The sequence below is a fragment of the Dyadobacter sp. CY345 genome, assembly GCF_021502725.1.
Classification (GTDB): Bacteria; Bacteroidota; Bacteroidia; order Cytophagales; family Spirosomataceae; genus Dyadobacter.
The window spans coordinates 151,009-171,721 of sequence record NZ_JAKFFS010000006.1 but is presented as its reverse complement, the minus strand read 5'-3'; the positions used below and the strand labels follow the sequence as shown (position 1 = coordinate 171,721).

The window sequence follows — 20,713 nt, the reverse complement described above, 5'->3', positions numbered from 1 at the left end:
GCCACAGGATGAAGTATGGAAATTATAACAACCAGGTTGCTGCATAAAATTTTTCCCTTTCATTTTCGAGCGGGCATTTTAGCAATTTTGATATCGAGATTAAAATTGGTCCTTAATTATATATTTAGAAGGCACGGTAAAACTGGTTTTAATGCATATAATCAATTACATAACTAACAATCCGAATCATTTTTTTGGGGTTGCGGATAAAAACAAAACGTCTTTTGAACTTCCTTTTAGTGCATTTTCTTTCACCTATTTTGAAAGTAAAAATGCGGCGGATGATCTATTTATTGGTGACAACGCGCTGTGAACAAAATTGTATACTGGTGAAGCGTAAATTTCACAGTTTGACCATTCATGGAACGAGAAGTCTTTTCGGCAAGATCTTTATGCGTCCAATTTTGCAAGAAATAGTGTTTGTGTGAGTTTTAAATTTTTGAAACTTTTGATGCTTATCCATAACAGGAAATTTATTTCATCATAAATAATAAATTTTTCGAGGCTAATCAGGGGGATGATTATGCTTAAAGTTTGTTGATAGAGTAGGAAACACTAATTCTTTATCATTTTTTAAATAAACTATCAAGCTTCCTTCTATGAAAAAAATATTTCAATGGACCTATATTGCCCCTCTTGTCGCCTGGGTTTTCTATTTTTTATTACCAAATGATCCCGGTTTATTTATCAACTTATTGGCAATCTCTGCATTGGTCGTCGGTGTGCTTTCAGCGGTGCATCATGCAGAAGTTGTAGCACATAGAGTTGGAGAGCCTTATGGAACAATCATATTGGCTGTTGCTGTGACGCTTTTGGAGGCTTCGATCATCGTTTCCCTAATGTTGACCGGCGGCGCTGGTGCGGATACTTATGCTCGGGACACCTTATTTGCAGCTGTAATGATAATTCTTAACGGTATTCTGGGAATCAGTATGTTAGTAGGAGCCCTGAAATATAAAGAACAAACTTTTGAGACAAAAAGCGTAACCATTGCGCTCGTCAGCCTGGTATCGATTCTTGTGCTGACGCTTATACTTCCAAATTTCACTACGAGTATTGCCGGCCCTTCTTACAGTGCTCCGCAGCTTATTGCAATCGGGATTAGTTGTCTGGTTATCTACGGCTCGTTTTTGTTTACCCAAACGATCAGACATCGGAAGTATTTCCTGACCGGCGCGACCGGCGAGGAAAAATCAGTTACGAAGACGGAAGCCATAATCAGCCTGGTCCTTTTACTGATCTGTCTTGGCGTTGTAATACTATTGGCTAAAAAACTTTCGCCGGTCATTGAAGCCGAGGTTGTAGCGGCAGGTTTGCCAACGGCATTGGTAGGTGTAGCAATTGCAGCAGTTATTTTGCTGCCGGAAGGAATAGCTGCGATCAGGGCAGCCCGTCGTAATCAATATCAGACCAGTATTAATCTTGCCCTGGGTTCAGCATTGGCAAGTATCGGACTTAGTATACCCACTGTTGTTATTGTCTGCACGTTAATGGATTTGCCTTTGATTCTTGGTTTAGACATGAAATCAATGGTACTGCTTGTACTTTCCGTTTTTACGGTTATGCTTTCACTGAACAAAGGTCAAACCAATAGTTTATATGCAATTGTACTGCTTGTAAATTTGATGATGTACATATTCACGATCGTATTTCACTGAGATAGCTTTTTCCTGCGGTGAGGCTGGGAATATCAGTATGAAATTTTTCAGCTTCACTGCCAATAGTAACTTTAAAAAGACTCTTTCTGCATTTGTTTAAGTTGTTAAGCACTACTGCGCTTAATCTCCAATCGTCTCATATGAAGTAGCTTCTGACGAGCCACGCTCAAACATTTTTATCCTCAGTTATTAAATCTATTTCTTTTGAGCTCCGCAGCAGCTGTAAATTTCCAGATTAATAAGTCTTGAAAAAACGTCATTGTGCCTTTATTTTGATCTTGCTGGTCTCTGGAATTTATTAATTAATAGCTTAATCAGCGAACAGACAGATGATTTCAACATAAAATATCAGTCTTCAATTTTTCTCCAAATTCATTTAATTATAGAAGAAATTATCTCGAATCTTCTCACTGGCTTTTGTAACCATTATTAATTTAATAAAAATTATTCATCAAAAAATAATATTTATTTAAGTGTATCGGTGACAAATAATAAAATTATTATACATTTGTATTATAGGATTGTTCCCTTTAAAAATTGGATATAATCTTATTTTGTGAGGTAGCTGTTTTTCGTCTCTGTCTCTTTTTCAAGGGATTCTCGTGCTTTTAAACAATTGTCATTCTAACATTTAAAATCAATGTGTATGAAGAATCGATTACAAATCTTTTCCTTGTTCAAGGAAAGTTGGTTCCATGGTTCTGTGCTGTTACTGATACTGTCTTTGCAGGTCGCATTTGCCGGGTCATTGCCAGACCAGCAGGTTGCCGGAAAAGTGACCGCCGATAATGGCGAGGCATTACCTGGTGTCAATGTCACGCTGAAAGGAACCAGTCAGGGAACTGTTACGGATACCAAAGGTGAGTTTACAATTAGTGTTCCTTCTGAAAGCAGTATACTCGTGTTCAGCTTCATAGGTTACACCAGGCAGGAGGTGACTGTCGGTACGAAAACACGCATTGAGATCCAATTGCTTGCCGAAGATCAGGCTTTGGAGGAGATGGTCGTTATCGGGTATGGTAGTCAGAAAAAATCTTCTCTTACGGGAGCGGTTTCATCAGTTTCTCCCAAAGAACTAACTGCGTTGCCGGTTATCAGCGCAGAACAGGCGTTGCAGGGACGAGTGCCCGGCGTCAGGGTAGTTAATAATGGTAGTCCGGGACAGACACCCGTTGTACGTATAAGGGGGATAGGTTCAATTAATTATGCTTCAGGGCCGCTTTATGTGATCGATGGAATTCCGGCAGGTGACCTGAATAATCTTGATCCAAAAGATATCGAATCGCTGGAAGTTTTGAAAGATGCGAGCTCGGCTGCAATCTACGGTTCACGCGCTTCCAATGGCGTGATCATCATTTCGACCAAAAAAGGCTCGAAAGATGGAAAGCTTCACGTAAATCTTGATACTTATGTGGGTACGCAATCCGCATGGAAAAAACTCGATGTGCTTAATACTGACCAATATATTCAATATGCAACTGCACTTCTTGGCAATGCAGGTATTGCCATGCCGGGCCGGCTTTCTGACCTGAATCAGCCAATTTACCCGGGTGCCACGCAGACTTTCGCGCAAACGAATACCAACTGGCAGGATGTCATGTTCCGCAACGCGCCGATTCAGCAACATCAGATTTCGGTTTCGGGAGGAAACAACGTTTCCAGATTCTTTACGTCAGCGGGCTATTTTGACCAGGAAGGAATTTTGATCGGTACGAATTATAAGCGTGCAAATGTCCGTTTAAATTCTGACCATCAGGTAACCAAATTCCTGAACTTTGGACAGACTTTAACAGTATCTTATGACAAGTCGCGAGGCGAGCAGGGCTTTGGTGGTGGCCGTACTGCGGTGATGCAAATGATCCGGAACCTTCCTTACTGGCCTGTCACTGACCCGACCAAACCTGGCGGATACAGCTCGCCAACAGCTGCTGATGGTAGTGACCCGGATAATCCTGTGCGTATTGCATTGATGGATGTCACGCGGAACCAACGTTTGAAATTACTAGGCTCCATTTTTGCCGAAGTGAAACTTGCCAGCTTTCTGAAATATCGTTTCAGTTTTGGTGCGGATATCGTATCAGCGAACACAACCAATCAGTTTCCAATTTATAACGATGGGTTTAAATCACGGATCCAGTACGAAATACAAGACAACCGCACCAGCTATTTCTCACCGGTTATTACCAATCAGCTGACTTTTGAGAAAACGTTTGGCAAACACATGCTGAATGTAACGGCGATTGTTGACAAGCAAAATTTTCGGTCTAATACGTTGAATGGATCAGGTTACCGGCCAAACAATGACATCGACGAGTTGCAGGGTGCTTCCAATCCGAACGCTACCAGTTCGCTCGACGAGAGCTCGTTGCTTTCTTATGTTGGACGTTTGAATTATGAATATGCAGGAAAATATCTGCTAAGTGGCTCAATTCGCAGGGACGGTTCTTCCCGTTTTGCACCAGGAAATAAATGGGGTACCTTCCCATCACTATCGCTTGGATGGCGCATCAGCGAAGAGGAATTCTTAAAATCGGTTCCTGAGATTTCAGAATTAAAAATCCGTGCGAGTTATGGACAAACCGGATTTAACGGAATTGGAAGTTATGCCTGGCAAGCGCTCGTAGCGGCAGATAACAGCAATTATGTTTTTGGTGGAAATAAGGTTTTGGGATCTTATTTCAGCTCGCTTGCAAACACAGAATTGAAATGGGAAAGTACTACAATGACGAACCTGGGAGTTGACCTCGCTTTGTTTAACAACAGCGTCACATTCACAGCTGAGACCTACCAGAGAAACACAGACGGGTTGTTGCTTCAGGTACCGATTCCTAATTCTGTGGGTTACTCGACTTCTCCATTGTCAAATATTGGAAGTATGAAAAACTGGGGTTATGAGTTTCAATTGGGTTACAGCAAAAATGATGGCGACTTCAAATGGAATGCTTCGGCCAATCTTGATATTACCCGGAATAAAGTATTGAGCCTTGCTACGGAAAGTGCTACACTATTCTCTGGAGCTAACGCAGATTTTGGCGGATCTGATATCACCAAAACAGAAGCCGGCCACCCGATACAGTCCTTTTTTGGATGGCAGGTAGACGGTATCTTCCAGAACCAGGCAGAAATCGATGCAGCCAATGCTGTCGATGGAGATGATCAAACTAAATATCTGGACGCAGCAGCACCCGGCGATATCCGTTTTAAAGATTTGGATGGTGATGGTAGGATTACACCATCGGACAGGACATACCTGGGTAGTTTTATTCCAAAGTTCAGTTATGGGGCAAATTTTGGCGGAAGTTATAAAAACTTTGATTTCACTTTGTATTTGCAGGGTGTACAGGGAAACAAAATTTATAACGGAACGAAGGTGATCGAGCAGGGGATGCTTCGCCTGTTCAACGCCGGGACGGATGTACTTAATGCCTGGACACCGACCAATACAGATACGGATGTGCCAAGAGCAATTAGCGGTGATCCAAATAACAATAGCCGTACGAGCGATCGCTTCATTGAAAACGGGTCTTATATGCGGGTTAAAAATTTCAGCATAGGGTACACCTTACCGTCTAAGATGTTGTCGACGTTGACAAGAGCGACGATCACGAAGGCCAGGATTTATGTATCAGCGACCAACCTTCTGACGCTGACCAAATATTCAGGACTTGATCCGGAAATCGGGGTGAACGGATCGTCTACCGATTCGGCAACGCAGCTGATCAACGGGATCGATTACGGAATGTATCCGCAGCCAAGAACACTTCAGGTAGGTTTGAGTGTAGGATTTTGACATTGACACTTTATTAAAAGAACTGAAATGAAAAAGAAACTGATCATTATTTACATCTGTCTTTTCGGGATCGTATTCGCTTGTAATGACGATATCCTTGAAAAGACGAACCCGAACGGAGTTACCGTCGAGGGTTATTATAAAAATGGAGCTGAGCTGACCAGTGCGGTTACCAGCGTGTATTCCATGCTCAAATCTAATAATCTCGTAGCCAGAGAATGGTTCTTCCTGCATGATCTGCGAAGCGATGATGTGGCAGCAGGTGGAGGACAGCTCGAAACGCCGCGTAACCAGTTGTTGCTCGGTACGCATGACACAGGAAACTCTGTTTTAGGGACGGTTTGGCTTGCCTTTTACCGGATGATCCATCGCGCCAATGCGGTGATCGATAATTCAGGTAAAGTGACAGATCTTGCTGATGCGGACAAAAACAGGTTGCTTGGAGAAGCCCGTTTTTTAAGAGCTTATGCCTATTATGAGCTGGTGAGCATGTGGGGCAATGTTCCATTATATAAAAATTATGTTATGACCGTCGACGGTAGTCTGCCAAGATCACCTGCCGAAGAAGTCTATGCTTTTATTACGGCTGAATTGCAGGCGATCCAGGCCGATCTGCCTGCTACTTATGACGCAGCGAATCAGGGGCGTGCGAGCAAGGGTGCTGCGCAAATGTTGCTGGCAAGGGTTTATATGCAGCTTGGAGATTATGCCAATGCAAAAACTGAACTCTTGAAAGTCTACAACTCAGGCGTTTATTCGCTCGTTGACAATTATAATGATAACTTTCTGGAAGAAACAGAATTTAATAAGGAGTCTATTTTCGAAGTTAATTTCTTCCCATCAGGGGGTGTGTATAACTGGGATGGAGATGGCAACGGAGCGACAGCGGGTACTGAAACCGTCCGCACGCAAGAATATTCTGCAATTGGATGGCGAAACGTCATCCCTTCTAATAGTTTGTTATCAGAATTTGAAAAGACAACAAAAGGTGATGCAAAGACCGATCCACGTTACGAAGACTCATTTTATTTCACAGGCGAAAAATACAATAATGGAGCAAACACGCTAACTGACGGACAGCAGAATGGTAACTCGTCGGTTGTCGATGGTGTGACTATGAAAGTGAGCTGGCAAAAATATTCGCTTATGTATAAAATGAACGAATCATTCCTTACTGGCGGGATAAACCAGCGTATCATGCGTTTTGCCGAAACCATTCTTTCACTTGCAGAGGTAGAAAACGAAGCTGGGAATATTTCGGCAGCAGTCAATTATCTTAACATGATTCGTGCACGTAAAAGTGTTAGCATGCCTGCATATCCGACTGCCAGGTTTCCGGTTTCAACGAAGGACCAGGTTTTCGATGCTATTGTCCACGAAAGGCGCGTTGAGCAAAGCGGTGAGCAAATTCGTAACCGGGATATTCTTAGATGGAGAAAATTGAGTAAATTGAAAGCAGAACCGCTAACCTATTTTCAGGCTAATAAAATCGAATTGCTTCCAATTCCACAGCAGGAGGTAGATAATAATGCTAGGATCGAGCCAGCAGATCAAAATCCTGGTTATAATTAACTGTTACACAAAAATATCAGCAGCTCTTTCAAGGCTGCTGATATTTTTAAATAGAAGATACTTTTTTTCTTATGCAAAGATCTACGTATCCGTTCTTCTTCCTGTCTTTCCTTTTCCTTTGTTTTTCCTGTGAAAAAAAGCAGGAAACCCTTTTTGTTTCCCATGGTGAAGATGAAACGGGTATAAGTTTCTCTAATACGTTAATCCCGAATGACTCAATCAACCCTTTTACGTTTACAAATTTTTATAACGGCGGAGGTGTCGGGATTGGTGATGTGAACAATGATGGGAAGCCAGATATTTTCTTTGGTGGAAATCAGGTGAGCTGCCGTTTGTATTTGAGCCGGATTGACACACTTTCAAAAAAATGGGCATTTGAAGATATCACCGAAGTCGCGGGTGTAAAAACCAATCGGTGGTGTACCGGCATATCAATGGTTGATATCAATCAGGATGGCTTGCTGGATATTTATGTGAGTGTTGCCAAACATGTAAAAATGGCTTCGGCAGATCCTTCGGCCGTAGAAAATATGCTTTTCGTGAACCAGGGTATTGATCAGAAAAACATGCCGAAATTTAAGGAAATGGGCAAAGCGTATGGGTTGAACGATCCTGCGTTTACTGTACAAACTGCATTTTTCGATGCAGATCTGGACGGTGACCTGGACGTATTTATGATGAATTCTGCTCCGGACCTTCAAAACCCAAATTATCTACGCAAAACTTATGACGATGGTTCATATCCAAGTACCGGTAAATTTTTCCGTAACGATGGAAGCGGCGCGAATGGAATTCCGGTATTTACCAATATCTCAAAAGAAGCAGGCGTTCGATACGAAGGTCTGGGATTGGGACTGTCTGTTAGCGACCTGAATAAGGACGGTTTCCCAGACATTTATTGTTCCAATGATTTTATCAGCAGCGATATTCTATACCTGAATGATGGTTTGAAAAATAAAGGAATTGTTGGTTTTAACAACGTAATCCGAAAATCCATTGCACACACGAGTTTGTATGGTATGGGGCTGGATGTGGCTGATATCAACAACGATACTTATCCCGATATTTTTCAACTGGATATGCTTCCGGAGGATAATTTTCGGCAGAAAAAAATGCTTGCCGGGCAGGACTACGACCGAAAAGAAATGAGTATTTCTGATCAATATGGTTATCAGTTGCAGTACATGCGGAATATGCTTCAGGTAAACATTGGAATAGAAGACGATGGAAGCCAGCAAGGATTACCGGTGTTTTCCGAAGTCGGTTTGCTGGCCGGCATTGCAAAAACCGATTGGAGTTGGGCGCCGCTGATCGCCGATTTTGACAACGACGGTCAAAAAGATATTTTTATTACCAATGGATACCGCCGGGATGTTACCGACCGTGACTTTATCCAGTTTAAGGAAGATTTTTCAAGTTTTGGTACCAATAATTTTAATCAGCATAATGCGATGGAGCTGATTAAAAAAGTACCGGAAGTTCAGATAGCCAATTACGCTTATAAAAACCAGGGTAATCTTACATTTTCAAATGTATCGAAAGACTGGGGGCTCGACCAGCTTTCATACTCCAACGGTGCTGCCTATGCAGATTTAGACGGCGATGGTGACCTGGATCTGGTAGTAAATAATATTGATACGCCAGCTTTCATTTATCAGAATAACAGTAGTGAAAGCAAAAAAACAAACGCTTTAAATATTGCACTGAAAGGTATAAAAGGAAATCTTTCTGGAATCGGAACTAAGGTAACGATTTGGACAGGTAAAGATGTGCAGTATGCCGAGCTGAGCGTGGTTAGAGGTTTCCAGTCATCGGTGGAACCAACATTGCATTTTGGTCTTGGAAATAAAAATCGGATCGACAGCCTTCTTGTGGTTTGGCCGGGAGGCAAGTCACAAAAAATGAAAAATATTCCTGCAAATTTTCGGCTTGTTTTGAACCAAAATGATGCGGTTGATTCTGAGGGTCTGATTATGAATAAACCGAAAAAGACCTATTTCACAGATATCACAAAACAACAAAATCTTGACTTCCGACATACGGAAAGCAATTTCGTGGATTTCAAACAAACTGCCACGATGCATAAAATGCTATCGAAAAATGGCTTTGCCATGGCGACCGGCGATGTGAATGGAGATGGGTTGGAAGATATTTTTGTCGGAGGTAGCTACAGGGGTGGAATGCCGACAATTTTTATCCAAAAAACGGATGGGCTTTTTGAAAAACGTTTCGTTTCCAGGGATTCATTGCACGAAAACAACGCGGCTGCTTTTCTGGACGCTGATAGTGATGGTGACCTGGATTTAATCGTTACGAACGGAGGTAATAAAATGCCGGTCGGGGAAAAAGAATTTTACAAGATTCAGTTTTATCTGAATGACGGCTCCGGCCATTTCTCGCCCGCCCTGGAAACGGCTTTTCCTGTTTTAGCCCTTAGCAGTTCGTGTATTGCAGTTAATGATTTTGACAAAGATGGGGATCCGGATATGTTTATTGGTGGCCGCAGTATTCCTGGAAAATACCCGCTTCCTGCAAGCAGCTATCTTCTCAAAAATGATTCGAAAAATGGCGTAACAAAATTCACGAATGTCACGTCTGAATATTGTCCGGAGTTGGTAAATGCCGGCATGGTTTGCAGCGCATTTTGGGCGGATACCGACCAGGATGGGTATGATGACCTTGTTCTGGCAGGCGAATGGATGCCAATCAGAATTTTTGAAAACAAAAAAGGAAAATCGCTGCATCCGCAAAAGTCTGATAACGGTCTGGCACAGTTTACAGGTTGGTGGAACAGTTTGGCTTCCGGCGATTTTGATAAAGACGGCGATCTGGATTTCATAGCGGGTAATGAAGGGCTCAATACTTTTTACCGCGCTTCGGAGAAAGAACCTATTAAAATCGTCGCAAAAGATTTTAATGGTGATGGTACATTTGATCCGCTGATGGGTTATTTTATTCAGGGTAAGTGTTATCCCAGCGTTCCACGGGATGCTTTGAACCAACAGGTAATCCAGTTCCGTAAAAAATTCCCTCATTATGCAGATTATGCCAGTGTAACATTCGAAGAGTTGTTAGGCCAGGACCAGCTCAAAGGTGCATACAGCGCGGAAGCCACGTATTTGCAAAGTGCCTATATTGAAAATCTTGGGAAAAGTAAATTCAAAGTTCATGCGCTGCCTATCGAGGCGCAAAAGTCGCCAATATTCGGGATAACACCCTTTGATGTTAACGCCGACGGTCATCTTGACGTGATTCTGACCGGCAATTTTTATCCCAATGAAGTGAATATGGGTCGGCAGGATGCATCCACAGGACTTCTTCTATTAGGAAATGGAAAGGGGAATTTTAAGCCAGTACCTGGCTCAGAAAGTGGATTGATGATAAGAGGAGATGTGCGGAAAAGCTTACTGTTCAAAGGAGCTCATCATCAGAACTGGCTTTTGACTGCTATTAATTCCGGAAATATTCAGATTAATAAATTAAATATGGACATATCTAAGCAGTAGTTTCCATGTCTTCGTGAAAGATCTGTCAACATTGAATCGACCGAGAAAGTGTAATTGGTTGGAGGTATGCGGTATTTACTGAAAATATATTACGATCGCACCAGCCAATGCAGAGTCAAATCACCCGTTTAAAAAAAATAGGGGATTCAGCATTTACGAATGCCGCATCCCCTATTTTCTATTTATAGTAAAAGATTAATGCTTTTTCTTAAAAAATATTTTCTTGAAAAGTGTTACAACTCCAACCGCGATCAGGCCAATTACCAGACCGACTCCAATTTCCTTTACAGTAGCATTAAGGTCCGGGAAAATATGGTGGAAATAAGGTATGTTATGAACAAAAATCCCTCCTGAAACTAAAATCAAGGCAACGGTACCAACGGCACCTAAAATACGGATAATCATTGGCAAAGCTTTGACAAGCGCATTGCCCAGCCAGGAAAAAAATCCTTTATTGTTTGATTTCTTAATCAATTTGTAACCGGCATCGTCCATTCTTACAATCAGGGCAACAATGCCATAAACGCCAACCGTCGCAAGTAATGCCACAGCAGAAACTGTCATTATTTGGATACCCAAGTCCTGACCGGCAACGCTGCCCAAGGCAATGATTACGATTTCAATAGATAAAATGAAGTCCGTTGTTACGGCAGTTTTTACCTTTGCTTTTTCATATTCGCCGGCAGCTTCGCCAGCTTTTGGCTTTTCCTCGGCAATAACTTCCGGGTGTTTTTCGTGAGGGAAAAAATATTCTACTATCTTTTCAACACCCTCAAATGCGAGATAAAGCCCGCCTAAAACCAGAACAAACGTAATGGCTGATGGCAGGAAAGCATTCAGCAGCAAGGCGAGTGGAACAATAATAATTTTATTAATAAATGAACCTTTGGTAATAGCCCACAATACCGGCAACTCCCGCTCTGATAGAAAACCTGTGGCTTTTTCCGCATTCACAGCAAGGTCATCTCCCAGGATTGCTGCCGTCTTGCGGGTTGCTACTTTCGTCGCCATGGCAACGTCATCCATCAAAAAGGCAATATCATCTAAAATCGCAAAAAATCCTGACGCCATATTTAATTTTACTTGTAAGAATATTGTATAATTTCGGTTTAGTACTGCCTGTCAGAACTGCCCAGGCTTGTGGTTTAATTGCGAAGGTAATAAACAGGTGGCACAGAAATGCGTTTAAAGTCTATTTACATTCTCTAAATTCAGGAATTAGCGGGATTAATATCGACATTTTCCAACATTCATATCGTTCGGAATTATTGATAAAACCGTGCCGAAGACAAAATATTTAGACAGGTTGCTGAAATCCTCTTGTTGAATTACAGCACAAATAATCTGCACTTAGTCCATCTACTGATTTTCCGGGTGCTTTATCATAACGATTCGTTAATGTATGGGTAATATCGCCTTTTTTCTGGCTCACTACCTTTGATGCATTATTAGAAACTGCGAACTAACAACCTCAATAGTTCATAATCCGAATAACCACTAACCATTTTATGAAAAAACGATTACTGCCGGCATTATTTGCCATGCTGTTAGGCATCTGTATGCCTTTTACATCAACGGCTCAACTTTTAAACCTTTCCGGTAAGGTAACCGCTCCCAGCGGAGACCCACTTCCAGGGGTAAATGTACTTTTAAAAGGAACCAGCTCTGGGACGACTACGAACGGACAAGGCGAGTATGTCCTGACGACTTCTGCACCAGGAACCACCTTAATTTTTTCAGCCATCGGGTTTATTTCTCAGGAGAAAGTTGTTGGAAAACAAAGTGTGATTGACGTGGTATTGGTGGAAGATACCAAAATCTTAAACGAAGTTGTTGTAACGGCTCTTGGAATTAAAAGAGAAGAAAAGTCACTTGGTTTCGCTGCACAGACAATCAATGAAAATGCTGTGAAAGATGCTAAATCCAATAACTGGGTTAATACACTTTCAGGAAAGGTAGCAGGGCTGAACATACAAGGTGCTGGCGCAGGACCGATGGGATCGGCACGTATAACACTTCGGGGAGAATCTTCGCTAAACCTTGATAACAACCAGGCACTGATCGTTGTTGATGGTGTGCCGGTGAGCAGCAGAATTACCGGGACAGGATTTAATTCCCATCTTTCGGCGGACAGTCCGGTAGATTATGGATCAAGTCTGTCGGATATTAATCCGGATGATATTGAGAAAGTTACTGTTTTGAAAGGTCCGGGCGCTACTGCGCTTTACGGTAGCCGGGCAGCGGGTGGCGCGATCATTATTACTACAAAATCCGGTGTGCGTAAAGACAAAGGCATCGGTGTGACTTTCAATTCCAATTTCAGTGTCGAACAGATCAACCGCTATCCGGATTATCAGTTTGAATATGGTGAAGGACGTACCAGTAACTATTTTTCTTATCTGGACAGTCAGGACGGTCCAAACACGGCTACAACCGTAGGTGCGGGAAGAGCTTGGGGGCCTAAATTTGACGGGCAGTCCTATTTTCAATACAATCCCGATGCCGCTGATGGCAAACCGACTGTCAGGACTCCATGGGTTGCCAACAAAGATTATATCTCAGGATTTTTTCAAACAGGAACCACCTTTTCAAACAGTGTTTCCCTGGAAGGTGGCAATGAGAACGGATCCGCCAGATTGTCTTTAACACATTTAAAGAACAAATGGATTATTCCTAATACCGGTTTTGAAAGGTTAAACGTAGCACTATCGGTCAGCCAGAAAGTTTCAAATCGATTGAAAATTAATGGAAAAGTTAATTATTCAAACAAGAAAAGCGACAACCTTCCGATGGCAGGTTATAACAACCAGTCGCTGATGTATTTTTTGATTCTTGGCACTGCGCCTAATATCAAGCCTGAATGGTTCAAACCGTACTGGGTTCCCGGAAAAGAGAATATTCAACAGCGAAATCCTTTCAACCCAACGCCTGATAATCCATACCTTGGGATGTATGAAATGCTCAACAAAATGAATAAGCATGGTGTGATCGGGAACATTTCCGCTGCTTACCAAATTTCGGATAAACTTGATTTTCTGGTACGTACCGGCCTGGATATGGCTTATGAATTTCGTTCTCAACAGCGGCCATTCAGCATGACACGGTATCCACGAGGAATGTACCGTGAACAGAATGTTTTCAATTATGAGTCGAACACCGATTTCCTTATCAACTACAAGGATAAGATTGGAGGCATAATCGATTTTACCGCTTCGGCGGGTGCTAACGCCATGCGTCAGTCTTACGACTTCGCCGGTTTGTATGCGGATCAGCTTGCCCAGCCGGGAATTTACCAGATATCGAATAGTCTGGACCAGGCAGTTGCTGACCCTTTAAAAACGAAAAAGGCGATCAACAGTATTTACGCAGCGACGCAGTTTTCATTTGACGAAAAGATATTTCTGGACGTGACAGGCCGTAATGACTGGTCAAGTACGTTGCCTTACGGAAATAATTCATTCTTTTATCCGTCGGTGAGTTCAAGTTTTTTATTGAATGAAATATTCAAACTGCCGAGTGCTGTCTCGTTTGCAAAGGTTCGCGCATCCTGGGCCCAGGTTGGGAATGACACACGCCCATATCAAACAGCAAGATATTACGACAGAATTTATGGAAACAGCTTCACGAATTCTTCCACGCTTTTTAACGCAGATTTGAAACCGGAAATAACAGCCAGTTATGAATTTGGTCTTGATCTCCGTCTTTTGAAAAATCTTGTAGCTTTGGATATTGCCTATTACAACAACAACAGCCGAAACCAAATCCTGGCGATTCCATTGGATCCGGTTTCTGGTTATGCCAATGCTTTAATTAATGCAGGATTGATCAATAGCCGAGGTGTTGAGGTAAAACTTACAGGAAAGCCGATTACCAGGAAAAATTTCAGCTGGAACACAACACTTCTTTGGTCAAGAAACAGAAGTTATGTGCGCAAACTTGCGTCAGGTATCACCAATCAGGTGATTTATGCGCATGATTCCAACGTTTCGGTCGAAGCAAGAGTTGGCGGTCTGATGGGTGATATGTATGGCCGCGGTTTTCAGCGCGCTCCGGATGGTCAGATTATATATTCGTCAGTGGGATTGCCGGCCGCATTGGATCCGGTTACCAAAAAGTGGGGAAATGCGTTTGCAGACTGGAAAGCAAGTTTGTCCAATGAATTTACAATCAAAAATGTTCGTGTGAGTATCCTTTTGGACGGACAAAAGGGTGGAAGCATGTTTTCGCAGACAAACCACAAAAACAATACCCTGGGTAAAACGAAAGTTACGTTGCCTGGACGTGACGGTGGAATTGTCGGCCAGGGTGTCGTAAAACAGGCTGACGGAAGTTTTGTCGCAAACACAGTAAAAGTTGCTGCCAGCTCATACTACGATAACTACTACCAGATTGCGAACGCGGAAACCAATATTTTTGATGCGTCATTTTTGAAAATCAGAGAGGCGCGCGTTGAATTTAACCTGCCGGCAGCTTTGTTAAACAGAATTGGCGTTCGTCAGACAAGTCTTGCCTTCTTCGGTAGAGATCTTTTCAACTTTACCAAGTTTCCCGGTTTTGATCCGGAAGGTGGGAACCTGAACAATGGAACGCTTACGCCCGGTGTAGAGCTGGCGCAATTCCCATCCACCCGCACAATGGGTATGAACCTTACGCTCAAATTTTAACGATTAGAAAATGTTACGAAAAATATATATTCCTATTTTGTTTCTAGCCGGTTTACTGTTCTCTTGTAACGACGGTTTTGAAGAGCTAAATACAGACCCAAACCGCCCGAAAGAAATCACTCCGGGTGTTATGCTTGGCCAGCTTCAGTATAAAATTATCAACAGTACTGTAAACGCCAGCCGAAACTTTACGCATGAACTGATGCAGGTTGATGCACCGCGTACCAGCGCCGGTGGTGGAGGTTTGCACCGTTACCTTGTCAATCCGGGCACAGGCGTATGGACAAATTTCTATACTTATCTTAACGACATCCAGGATATTTATGTCATTGCCGATAAGCTGAATGAGAATAATTATAAAGCCATTTCCCTGATCTATAAAAGCTGGAGTTATTCCATTCTTACAGATCTTTACGGTGATGTGCCTTATTCGCAGGCAACAAAAGCGCTGGAAGGCAATTTTCAACCTACGTTTGACAAGCAGAAGGACATCTACATTCAAATTCTGAAAGACCTTCAAACTGCTAACAGTTTGCTTGATGATACAAAAGCGCTGACCTACGCAGGAGATATGTTGTATAATTCAAATGCGCTTTCCGGAGGTAAAAACCCCGGTATCGCGAAGTGGAAAAAGTTTTGTAATTCCCTTCGTCTGCGGTTGCTGCTGCGTATTTCAAAAAGAGAAGGTGAAATTAACGTAAGAGAACAGATCACGGCGATTCTGGCAGACCCTGTTAGTAATCCGGTTTTTACTACAAACAGTGATGAAGCCATTTTCAGATATCCGGGTACTTTTCCTTTCTTCAATCCTTTTTACAATGCAAGACAGGTTGACTGGCGTGACGGTACTTATTTTACCAAATTCTTTATTGATAAAATGAATCAGGTCAACGACCCGAGGAGAGCTGTCTGGAGCACGCAGGTGAAATCAGGTACTGAAAATGTTTACCAGGGAATTGAAAGCGGTTATCCAACAACGCTGGAATATGCAGTGGGAAGTAATTCGAGTTACGCAGACGGACTGAAAACCTTGCCTCAGCTTGGCGTCATGATGACCCTTGCAGAAGTTGAGTTTATCAAAGCTGAATTGGCAATAAAAGGTTACAATACGGGAGCATTACCTCAGCAACATTATGAATCGGGCATAGGAGCATCGATGACACAATGGGGTGCGAGCATGCCAGCAGGTTTTACGAAACAGCCGGGCATACTGTATGATGCGACTGCAACGGCGGAAAAGCAGTTGGAACAGGTGATGCTGCAAAAGTATTATGCGTATTTCTTTGTTGACTATCAGTCCTGGTTTGAGAAACGCAGAACCGGATATCCGGTATTGCCTCGCGGTTCGGGAATTCCGGCGGAAAATGTTTTTCCATCGCGCGTTCCATATCCGACTTATCTGCAATCATTGAATCCGGAAGCTTTGAAAAGTGCTGTGGCAGCGATGGGAGGAGACAACAGTAATATTAAGGTTTGGTGGGAGAAATAATTTTTAATAAGATGAATAATAAAATAATAATGAAGTGGTTCGCCGGTATTGTGATTTTGGCAATTGTTTTAACAACGCAGGCTTACGCACAGAAATCGAAGATAAAAATGCCTCAACGCGGACTTTGTGCGCATCGGGGGGCGATGGATACGCATCCTGAAAATACGATCCCGGCGTTGGTTGAAGCAGCAAGACTTGGTGCTCAAATGATTGAGTTTGATATTCAGCTGACCAAGGATAGTATGATGGTGATTATGCACGATGAAACAGTTGACCGTACGACGAATGGAAAAGGGAATGTTGAAAATTTAACATTTGATTATATCCGTTCGCTGGATGCCGGTGTTAAAAAGTCAGACAAATTTAAGGGGACTTTGGTACCAACTTTCGAAGAGGTATTGGCGGTATTACCTGAAAATGTCTGGTTGAATTGCCACTTGAAGGGAGACGAAGCGGTGGGTCGTGCTGCTGCTGATTTACTCAAAAAATCAGGGCGGCTGCATCAGGCTTTTCTTACTTGTTCTGAAAAGGCTGCCATGGGAGCAAAGAAACAGGTTCCGGGAATTTTGATTTGTAACGGAGAAAATAGTTACCGCCGGAATACCCCCAAATATGTGGCAGAGACGATCAGAATGAAAGCGGAATTTATCCAGCTTTTGCGCCCGGAATCAAGTGAAGACCGGAAACCGTTGATCGCATCTTTGAAGGCAAATAATGTAAAAATCAATTATTTTTATGCTGAAACAGCTAAGGAACTGGCCACGCTGTTTGATCTGGGAGTTGATTTTGTACTTGTCAATAATTTAGGCGAACTTCTTCCTGAAACTGAGAAACTCGGGATCGAAACATGGAAACCAGTTTTTAAAAAATAGAAGCTTAAAAATTCAGTAGATAAAATAAGAATGAAAAAATACATCTTTAAACCGCTGGTAGCAGCCTGTTCGATCCTGATGGCGGGTATTTTGTGTCTCCCCGCACAGGGCCAGACTGCCAAGCCATCCCGCAATAAAACGCTTATATTCTTTTTTGACGGGCTTAGACCTGATTATATTACTGCGGAGCTAATGCCGAATTTATTTGCTTTCAAGCAAAAAGCTTCGATTGGTACACAGCATCACAGTGTTTTTCCAACTGTGACCAGGGTAAACTCAGCGTCGTACGCCACCGGCTCATATCCTGGCACGCACGGATTGTTAGGCAATGCAGTGTACTTTCCCAATGTGAACAAATCGAAAGCAATTGGTACGACCTATGAGGACTTAATTAAAGTACAAAAGACAGAATCCAATGAATTGCTTACCGCCGTTTCCCTTGGAGAACTTCTTCAAAAGGCAGGGGAGAAAATGATGGTTTTTAGTTCAGGTACTACGGGACAGGCGTTTTTGCAAAATCACAAAGTAGGAAACGGGGCCGTTATTAATCCAGAGCTGATACTTCCGGAATCATTAAAATCGGAGGTTCTCGCAGCCATTGGTGATGTCCCGCAAAAAGGTTCGCATGTTTATGCCAAACACAAATGGGTGACTGACGCATTGATAAAATATGGTTTAATAAATGATGGTCCGCTGGTAAGTGCCGCCTGGCTTTCAGATCCTGACGGTTCTGCCCATCGGTATGGCATCGGTTCGGACCAGGCCGTAGCTGCTTTGGCGTTTGTTGATCAGCAATTTGGTCGTGCGCTGGACTCCCTGGAAAGTAGGGGCCTGAGCGATAAATTTAATATTATCGTTTCAACAGATCATGGGTTTGTTACGCATAAAGGCAAGCAAAATCTGAGTGAGTTTTTAATCGCGCAAGGCCTGAAAAAAGATAAAGATTCAGACGATGTTGTCGTTGCCGAAGGTGCTATCTACGTTAAAGATCACAATGAAAAACTGATAAAAAAGATCGTTTCTGAACTTCATAAGGAGGATTGGGTAGGTGCAGCGTTTACTAAACCAAAGAAAAAAGGTAGTATGCAAGGCTGGGTAGACGGAACACTTTCTTTTGAAGTGATCCATTATAATCATCCAAAGCGATCCGGCGATATTCTTATTGCCCCAAACTGGAATGATGATATTAACGACAAAGGTTACAAAGGAACTGATCTAACAACGGGCGTGGCCGGGCATGGCGGATCAAGTCCTTATGAGGTAAACATCGCGCTTATGGTATCCGGTCCTGATTTTAAAAGTGGTTACCATGGTTTACTGCCAACGTCGAATATTGACATTACTCCGACCGTTTTAGGGATTTATGACATTGCAGTGCCTTCTACAATGGATGGCAGGGTCATAACAGAATTGTTTCAAAAAACAAAGAATACTACTGGTACAGCTAAGCAGGAAATAATACGGACAGAAGTAAAGTATCCCTGGGGTACCTACAAATTATCCGCAGAAATGTCGATCCTGAATAAGTATCGTTATTTTAATTTCAGCAGGACTGAACGTACAAAATAACAATTTAATAGTTTGGAGCTTTCCCGCCGTATTTTACGGTAGAAAGCTCCAAACTGTTTTAATTTTAAAACGGAAATATCATTTCAAACCCAGAGTAGTTTCATAAAATTTAACTGTTTGGATCACAGATTGTAAGTTGCTTGGTTTTTCCTGCCGATCTCGTTCAATGATGATATGTCCGTTAAAATTCTGGCTTTCCAGCTCTTTAAAAACCGCTGGAAAATCAATCACGCCTGTTCCGACAACCACGTCAACCAGCTTTGGATCGTTGTAGGCAGCAATATCTTTCAAGTGGATTGCGATAATATTTCCTTTCAGTTTTTTTAATGCATCAACCGGGTTAATACCGCTTTTTGGCATGTGACCAAGATCCGCACATACACCGAAATTCGGATGGTTTTTCAAGGCTGCTAAAACTGAATCCGGATGCCAGTAGGCACTCGTTCCTTTCCAGTGATTGTGAATAGCCACTTTGATACCATACTTCCCGGCAAGGCTATCAACACTATCCCATAAATCAACTGGCGGTTCTGCGGTGACATATTTTACGTTAAAATTTTTCGCCACCTCAAATTCCTTTTTCCAGTCATTGACTGTTTTTCCACCAACCAGATATATAGATTCCATTTTTAGGCCTTTCTTTTCCACAAGCGCTTTCAGTTTTTTGACGCCGGAAGGAGAAAGGTTCATTATCGCAGTATCGTTCAATACCTGACCGGCCTTTCCGAATGTGAAACCTTCCACGTATTTTAACCCGGCGCTATCAGCTTTGTCGAGTTGTCCTTCGAAAGTAGATGGATTAAAAGTATACAATGCCACGCCGAGCTTCCAGGAACGCGGGTTACTTAAATTAAGTGACAACATCGTTCCTCCAAGAATCAGGATTGAGAATAAGAATATTTTAAAGAAAATTGGGTTTTCAGATTTTTTGAATACTTGTCTCATTATATTTTTTGATTAAATATCAACTTCAATATCTACACGAAGTGTCTAATCTTCTCATTCTACTTTCATTTACAACTTCGCATCAAAGGTTAGCATAGATCTTATCCCTATGAAATAATAAAATTTCACACGCAGCAACATTTTGGAAAAAATCGTTGATAATATCACTTTGGAATAAATGATTTGGAACTTGTAACGCTATGTAACTATTAGTTTCAATTTTTTTTAAAAATTAACAAATAATTAGAAAGAAATAAGAAAATAATTAGAGAATGCATCTCGTAAATTCCAGTACTTTTTCGATATTTACGTTCTCTCTATACTTAAAAAATATTATCCCTAACAATCATAATTATGTTCTCCGCCAACACTCCGTTTTCAAGTTTTCTATTCATTAGGTTACAAACGTATACTCACTTATGTAACCGCCCGTTTCTAGGTAATTCCAGTCATTAATTTCATTTCCGTACATTTTTGAACGCGCAGCTTTCGCTATACCCGAACATCGTATTGTTTGCTTAAAGCTCTGTTGTCTCCGCAATTATACCACCTTTGACTTTCTCGTCTAGCAAGATCAAAGCAAGGTTACATGTTGGGCTCGCAGATTCTGCAACGCGCTTGTGCATTAATATATTGAAAAATAGTTTG

11 protein-coding genes are annotated in these 20,713 nt (G+C 42.1%); 9 read left to right on the top strand and 2 right to left on the bottom strand.

The features are described from left to right. The first annotated feature begins 151 nt into the window (after positions 1 to 151). The 5 genes from L0657_RS23925 (at position 152) to L0657_RS23905 (ending at position 10,526) form a co-directional block, all read left to right on the top strand. The gene (locus tag L0657_RS23925) at positions 152 to 313 is read left to right on the top strand and encodes a hypothetical protein (RefSeq protein ID WP_235153299.1); all 162 of its coding nucleotides are present in this window, start codon (positions 152 to 154) and stop codon (positions 311 to 313) included. Positions 314 to 599: 286 nt separating this feature from the next. After that, complete coding sequence (locus L0657_RS23920; protein ID WP_235153298.1) at positions 600 to 1,658, top strand: calcium:proton antiporter; 1,059 nt, start codon at positions 600 to 602, stop codon at positions 1,656 to 1,658. A 646-nt stretch (positions 1,659 to 2,304) separates the two neighbouring features. Next, positions 2,305 to 5,448: a TonB-dependent receptor gene (locus tag L0657_RS23915; RefSeq protein ID WP_235153297.1), complete on the top strand. Its 3,144-nt coding sequence runs from the start codon at positions 2,305 to 2,307 to the stop codon at positions 5,446 to 5,448. A gap of 27 nt (positions 5,449 to 5,475) precedes the next feature. Continuing rightward, positions 5,476 to 7,020: a RagB/SusD family nutrient uptake outer membrane protein gene (locus L0657_RS23910; protein WP_235153296.1), complete on the top strand. Its 1,545-nt coding sequence runs from the start codon at positions 5,476 to 5,478 to the stop codon at positions 7,018 to 7,020. 71 nt (positions 7,021 to 7,091) lie between these two features. Next, positions 7,092 to 10,526, top strand: coding sequence for a VCBS repeat-containing protein (locus L0657_RS23905; RefSeq protein WP_235153295.1), 3,435 nt, complete (start codon positions 7,092 to 7,094; stop codon positions 10,524 to 10,526). Between the two features lie 195 nt (positions 10,527 to 10,721). On the opposite strand, the gene L0657_RS23900 is transcribed toward L0657_RS23905, so the two are convergent. Further along, entirely contained in the window at positions 10,722 to 11,597 is an 876-nt protein-coding gene (locus tag L0657_RS23900) for a DUF808 domain-containing protein (protein WP_235153294.1), read from the bottom strand. 437 nt (positions 11,598 to 12,034) lie between these two features. Between L0657_RS23900 and L0657_RS23895 the strand changes: the two genes are divergently transcribed. The 4 genes from L0657_RS23895 to L0657_RS23880 are packed head-to-tail and all read left to right on the top strand — an operon-like array spanning position 12,035 to position 19,120. Beyond that, positions 12,035 to 15,190: a SusC/RagA family TonB-linked outer membrane protein gene (locus L0657_RS23895; RefSeq protein ID WP_235153293.1), complete on the top strand. Its 3,156-nt coding sequence runs from the start codon at positions 12,035 to 12,037 to the stop codon at positions 15,188 to 15,190. Positions 15,191 to 15,200: 10 nt separating this feature from the next. Beyond that, positions 15,201 to 16,679, top strand: coding sequence for a SusD/RagB family nutrient-binding outer membrane lipoprotein (locus tag L0657_RS23890; RefSeq protein WP_235153292.1), 1,479 nt, complete (start codon positions 15,201 to 15,203; stop codon positions 16,677 to 16,679). Positions 16,680 to 16,708: 29 nt separating this feature from the next. Further along, the gene (locus tag L0657_RS23885; RefSeq protein ID WP_235153291.1) at positions 16,709 to 17,551 is read left to right on the top strand and encodes a glycerophosphodiester phosphodiesterase family protein; all 843 of its coding nucleotides are present in this window, start codon (positions 16,709 to 16,711) and stop codon (positions 17,549 to 17,551) included. Positions 17,552 to 17,581: 30 nt separating this feature from the next. Beyond that, positions 17,582 to 19,120, top strand: coding sequence for an alkaline phosphatase family protein (locus L0657_RS23880; protein WP_235153290.1), 1,539 nt, complete (start codon positions 17,582 to 17,584; stop codon positions 19,118 to 19,120). A gap of 78 nt (positions 19,121 to 19,198) precedes the next feature. Here the strand turns inward: L0657_RS23880 and L0657_RS23875 are convergent, their stop codons facing one another. Beyond that, positions 19,199 to 20,065, bottom strand: a complete 867-nt coding sequence (locus L0657_RS23875; RefSeq protein WP_235153289.1) for a sugar phosphate isomerase/epimerase — start codon at positions 20,063 to 20,065, stop codon at positions 19,199 to 19,201. Positions 20,066 to 20,713: the final 648 nt, after the last annotated feature.

Bases quoted from the DNA above. Each gene is read 5' to 3' on its own strand.
- L0657_RS23910 (WP_235153296.1), top strand. From the start codon at position 5,476: ATGAAAAAGAAACTGATCATTATTTACATCTGTCTTTTCGGGATCGTA.
- L0657_RS23905 (WP_235153295.1), top strand. From the start codon at position 7,092: ATGCAAAGATCTACGTATCCGTTCTTCTTCCTGTCTTTCCTTTTCCTT.
- L0657_RS23875 (WP_235153289.1), bottom strand. From the start codon at position 20,065: ATGAGACAAGTATTCAAAAAATCTGAAAACCCAATTTTCTTTAAAATA.
- L0657_RS23890 (WP_235153292.1), top strand. From the start codon at position 15,201: ATGTTACGAAAAATATATATTCCTATTTTGTTTCTAGCCGGTTTACTG.
- L0657_RS23915 (WP_235153297.1), top strand. From the start codon at position 2,305: ATGAAGAATCGATTACAAATCTTTTCCTTGTTCAAGGAAAGTTGGTTC.
- L0657_RS23885 (WP_235153291.1), top strand. From the start codon at position 16,709: ATGAAGTGGTTCGCCGGTATTGTGATTTTGGCAATTGTTTTAACAACG.
- L0657_RS23895 (WP_235153293.1), top strand. From the start codon at position 12,035: ATGAAAAAACGATTACTGCCGGCATTATTTGCCATGCTGTTAGGCATC.
- L0657_RS23880 (WP_235153290.1), top strand. From the start codon at position 17,582: ATGAAAAAATACATCTTTAAACCGCTGGTAGCAGCCTGTTCGATCCTG.
- L0657_RS23925 (WP_235153299.1), top strand. From the start codon at position 152: ATGCATATAATCAATTACATAACTAACAATCCGAATCATTTTTTTGGG.
- L0657_RS23900 (WP_235153294.1), bottom strand. From the start codon at position 11,597: ATGGCGTCAGGATTTTTTGCGATTTTAGATGATATTGCCTTTTTGATG.
- L0657_RS23920 (WP_235153298.1), top strand. From the start codon at position 600: ATGAAAAAAATATTTCAATGGACCTATATTGCCCCTCTTGTCGCCTGG.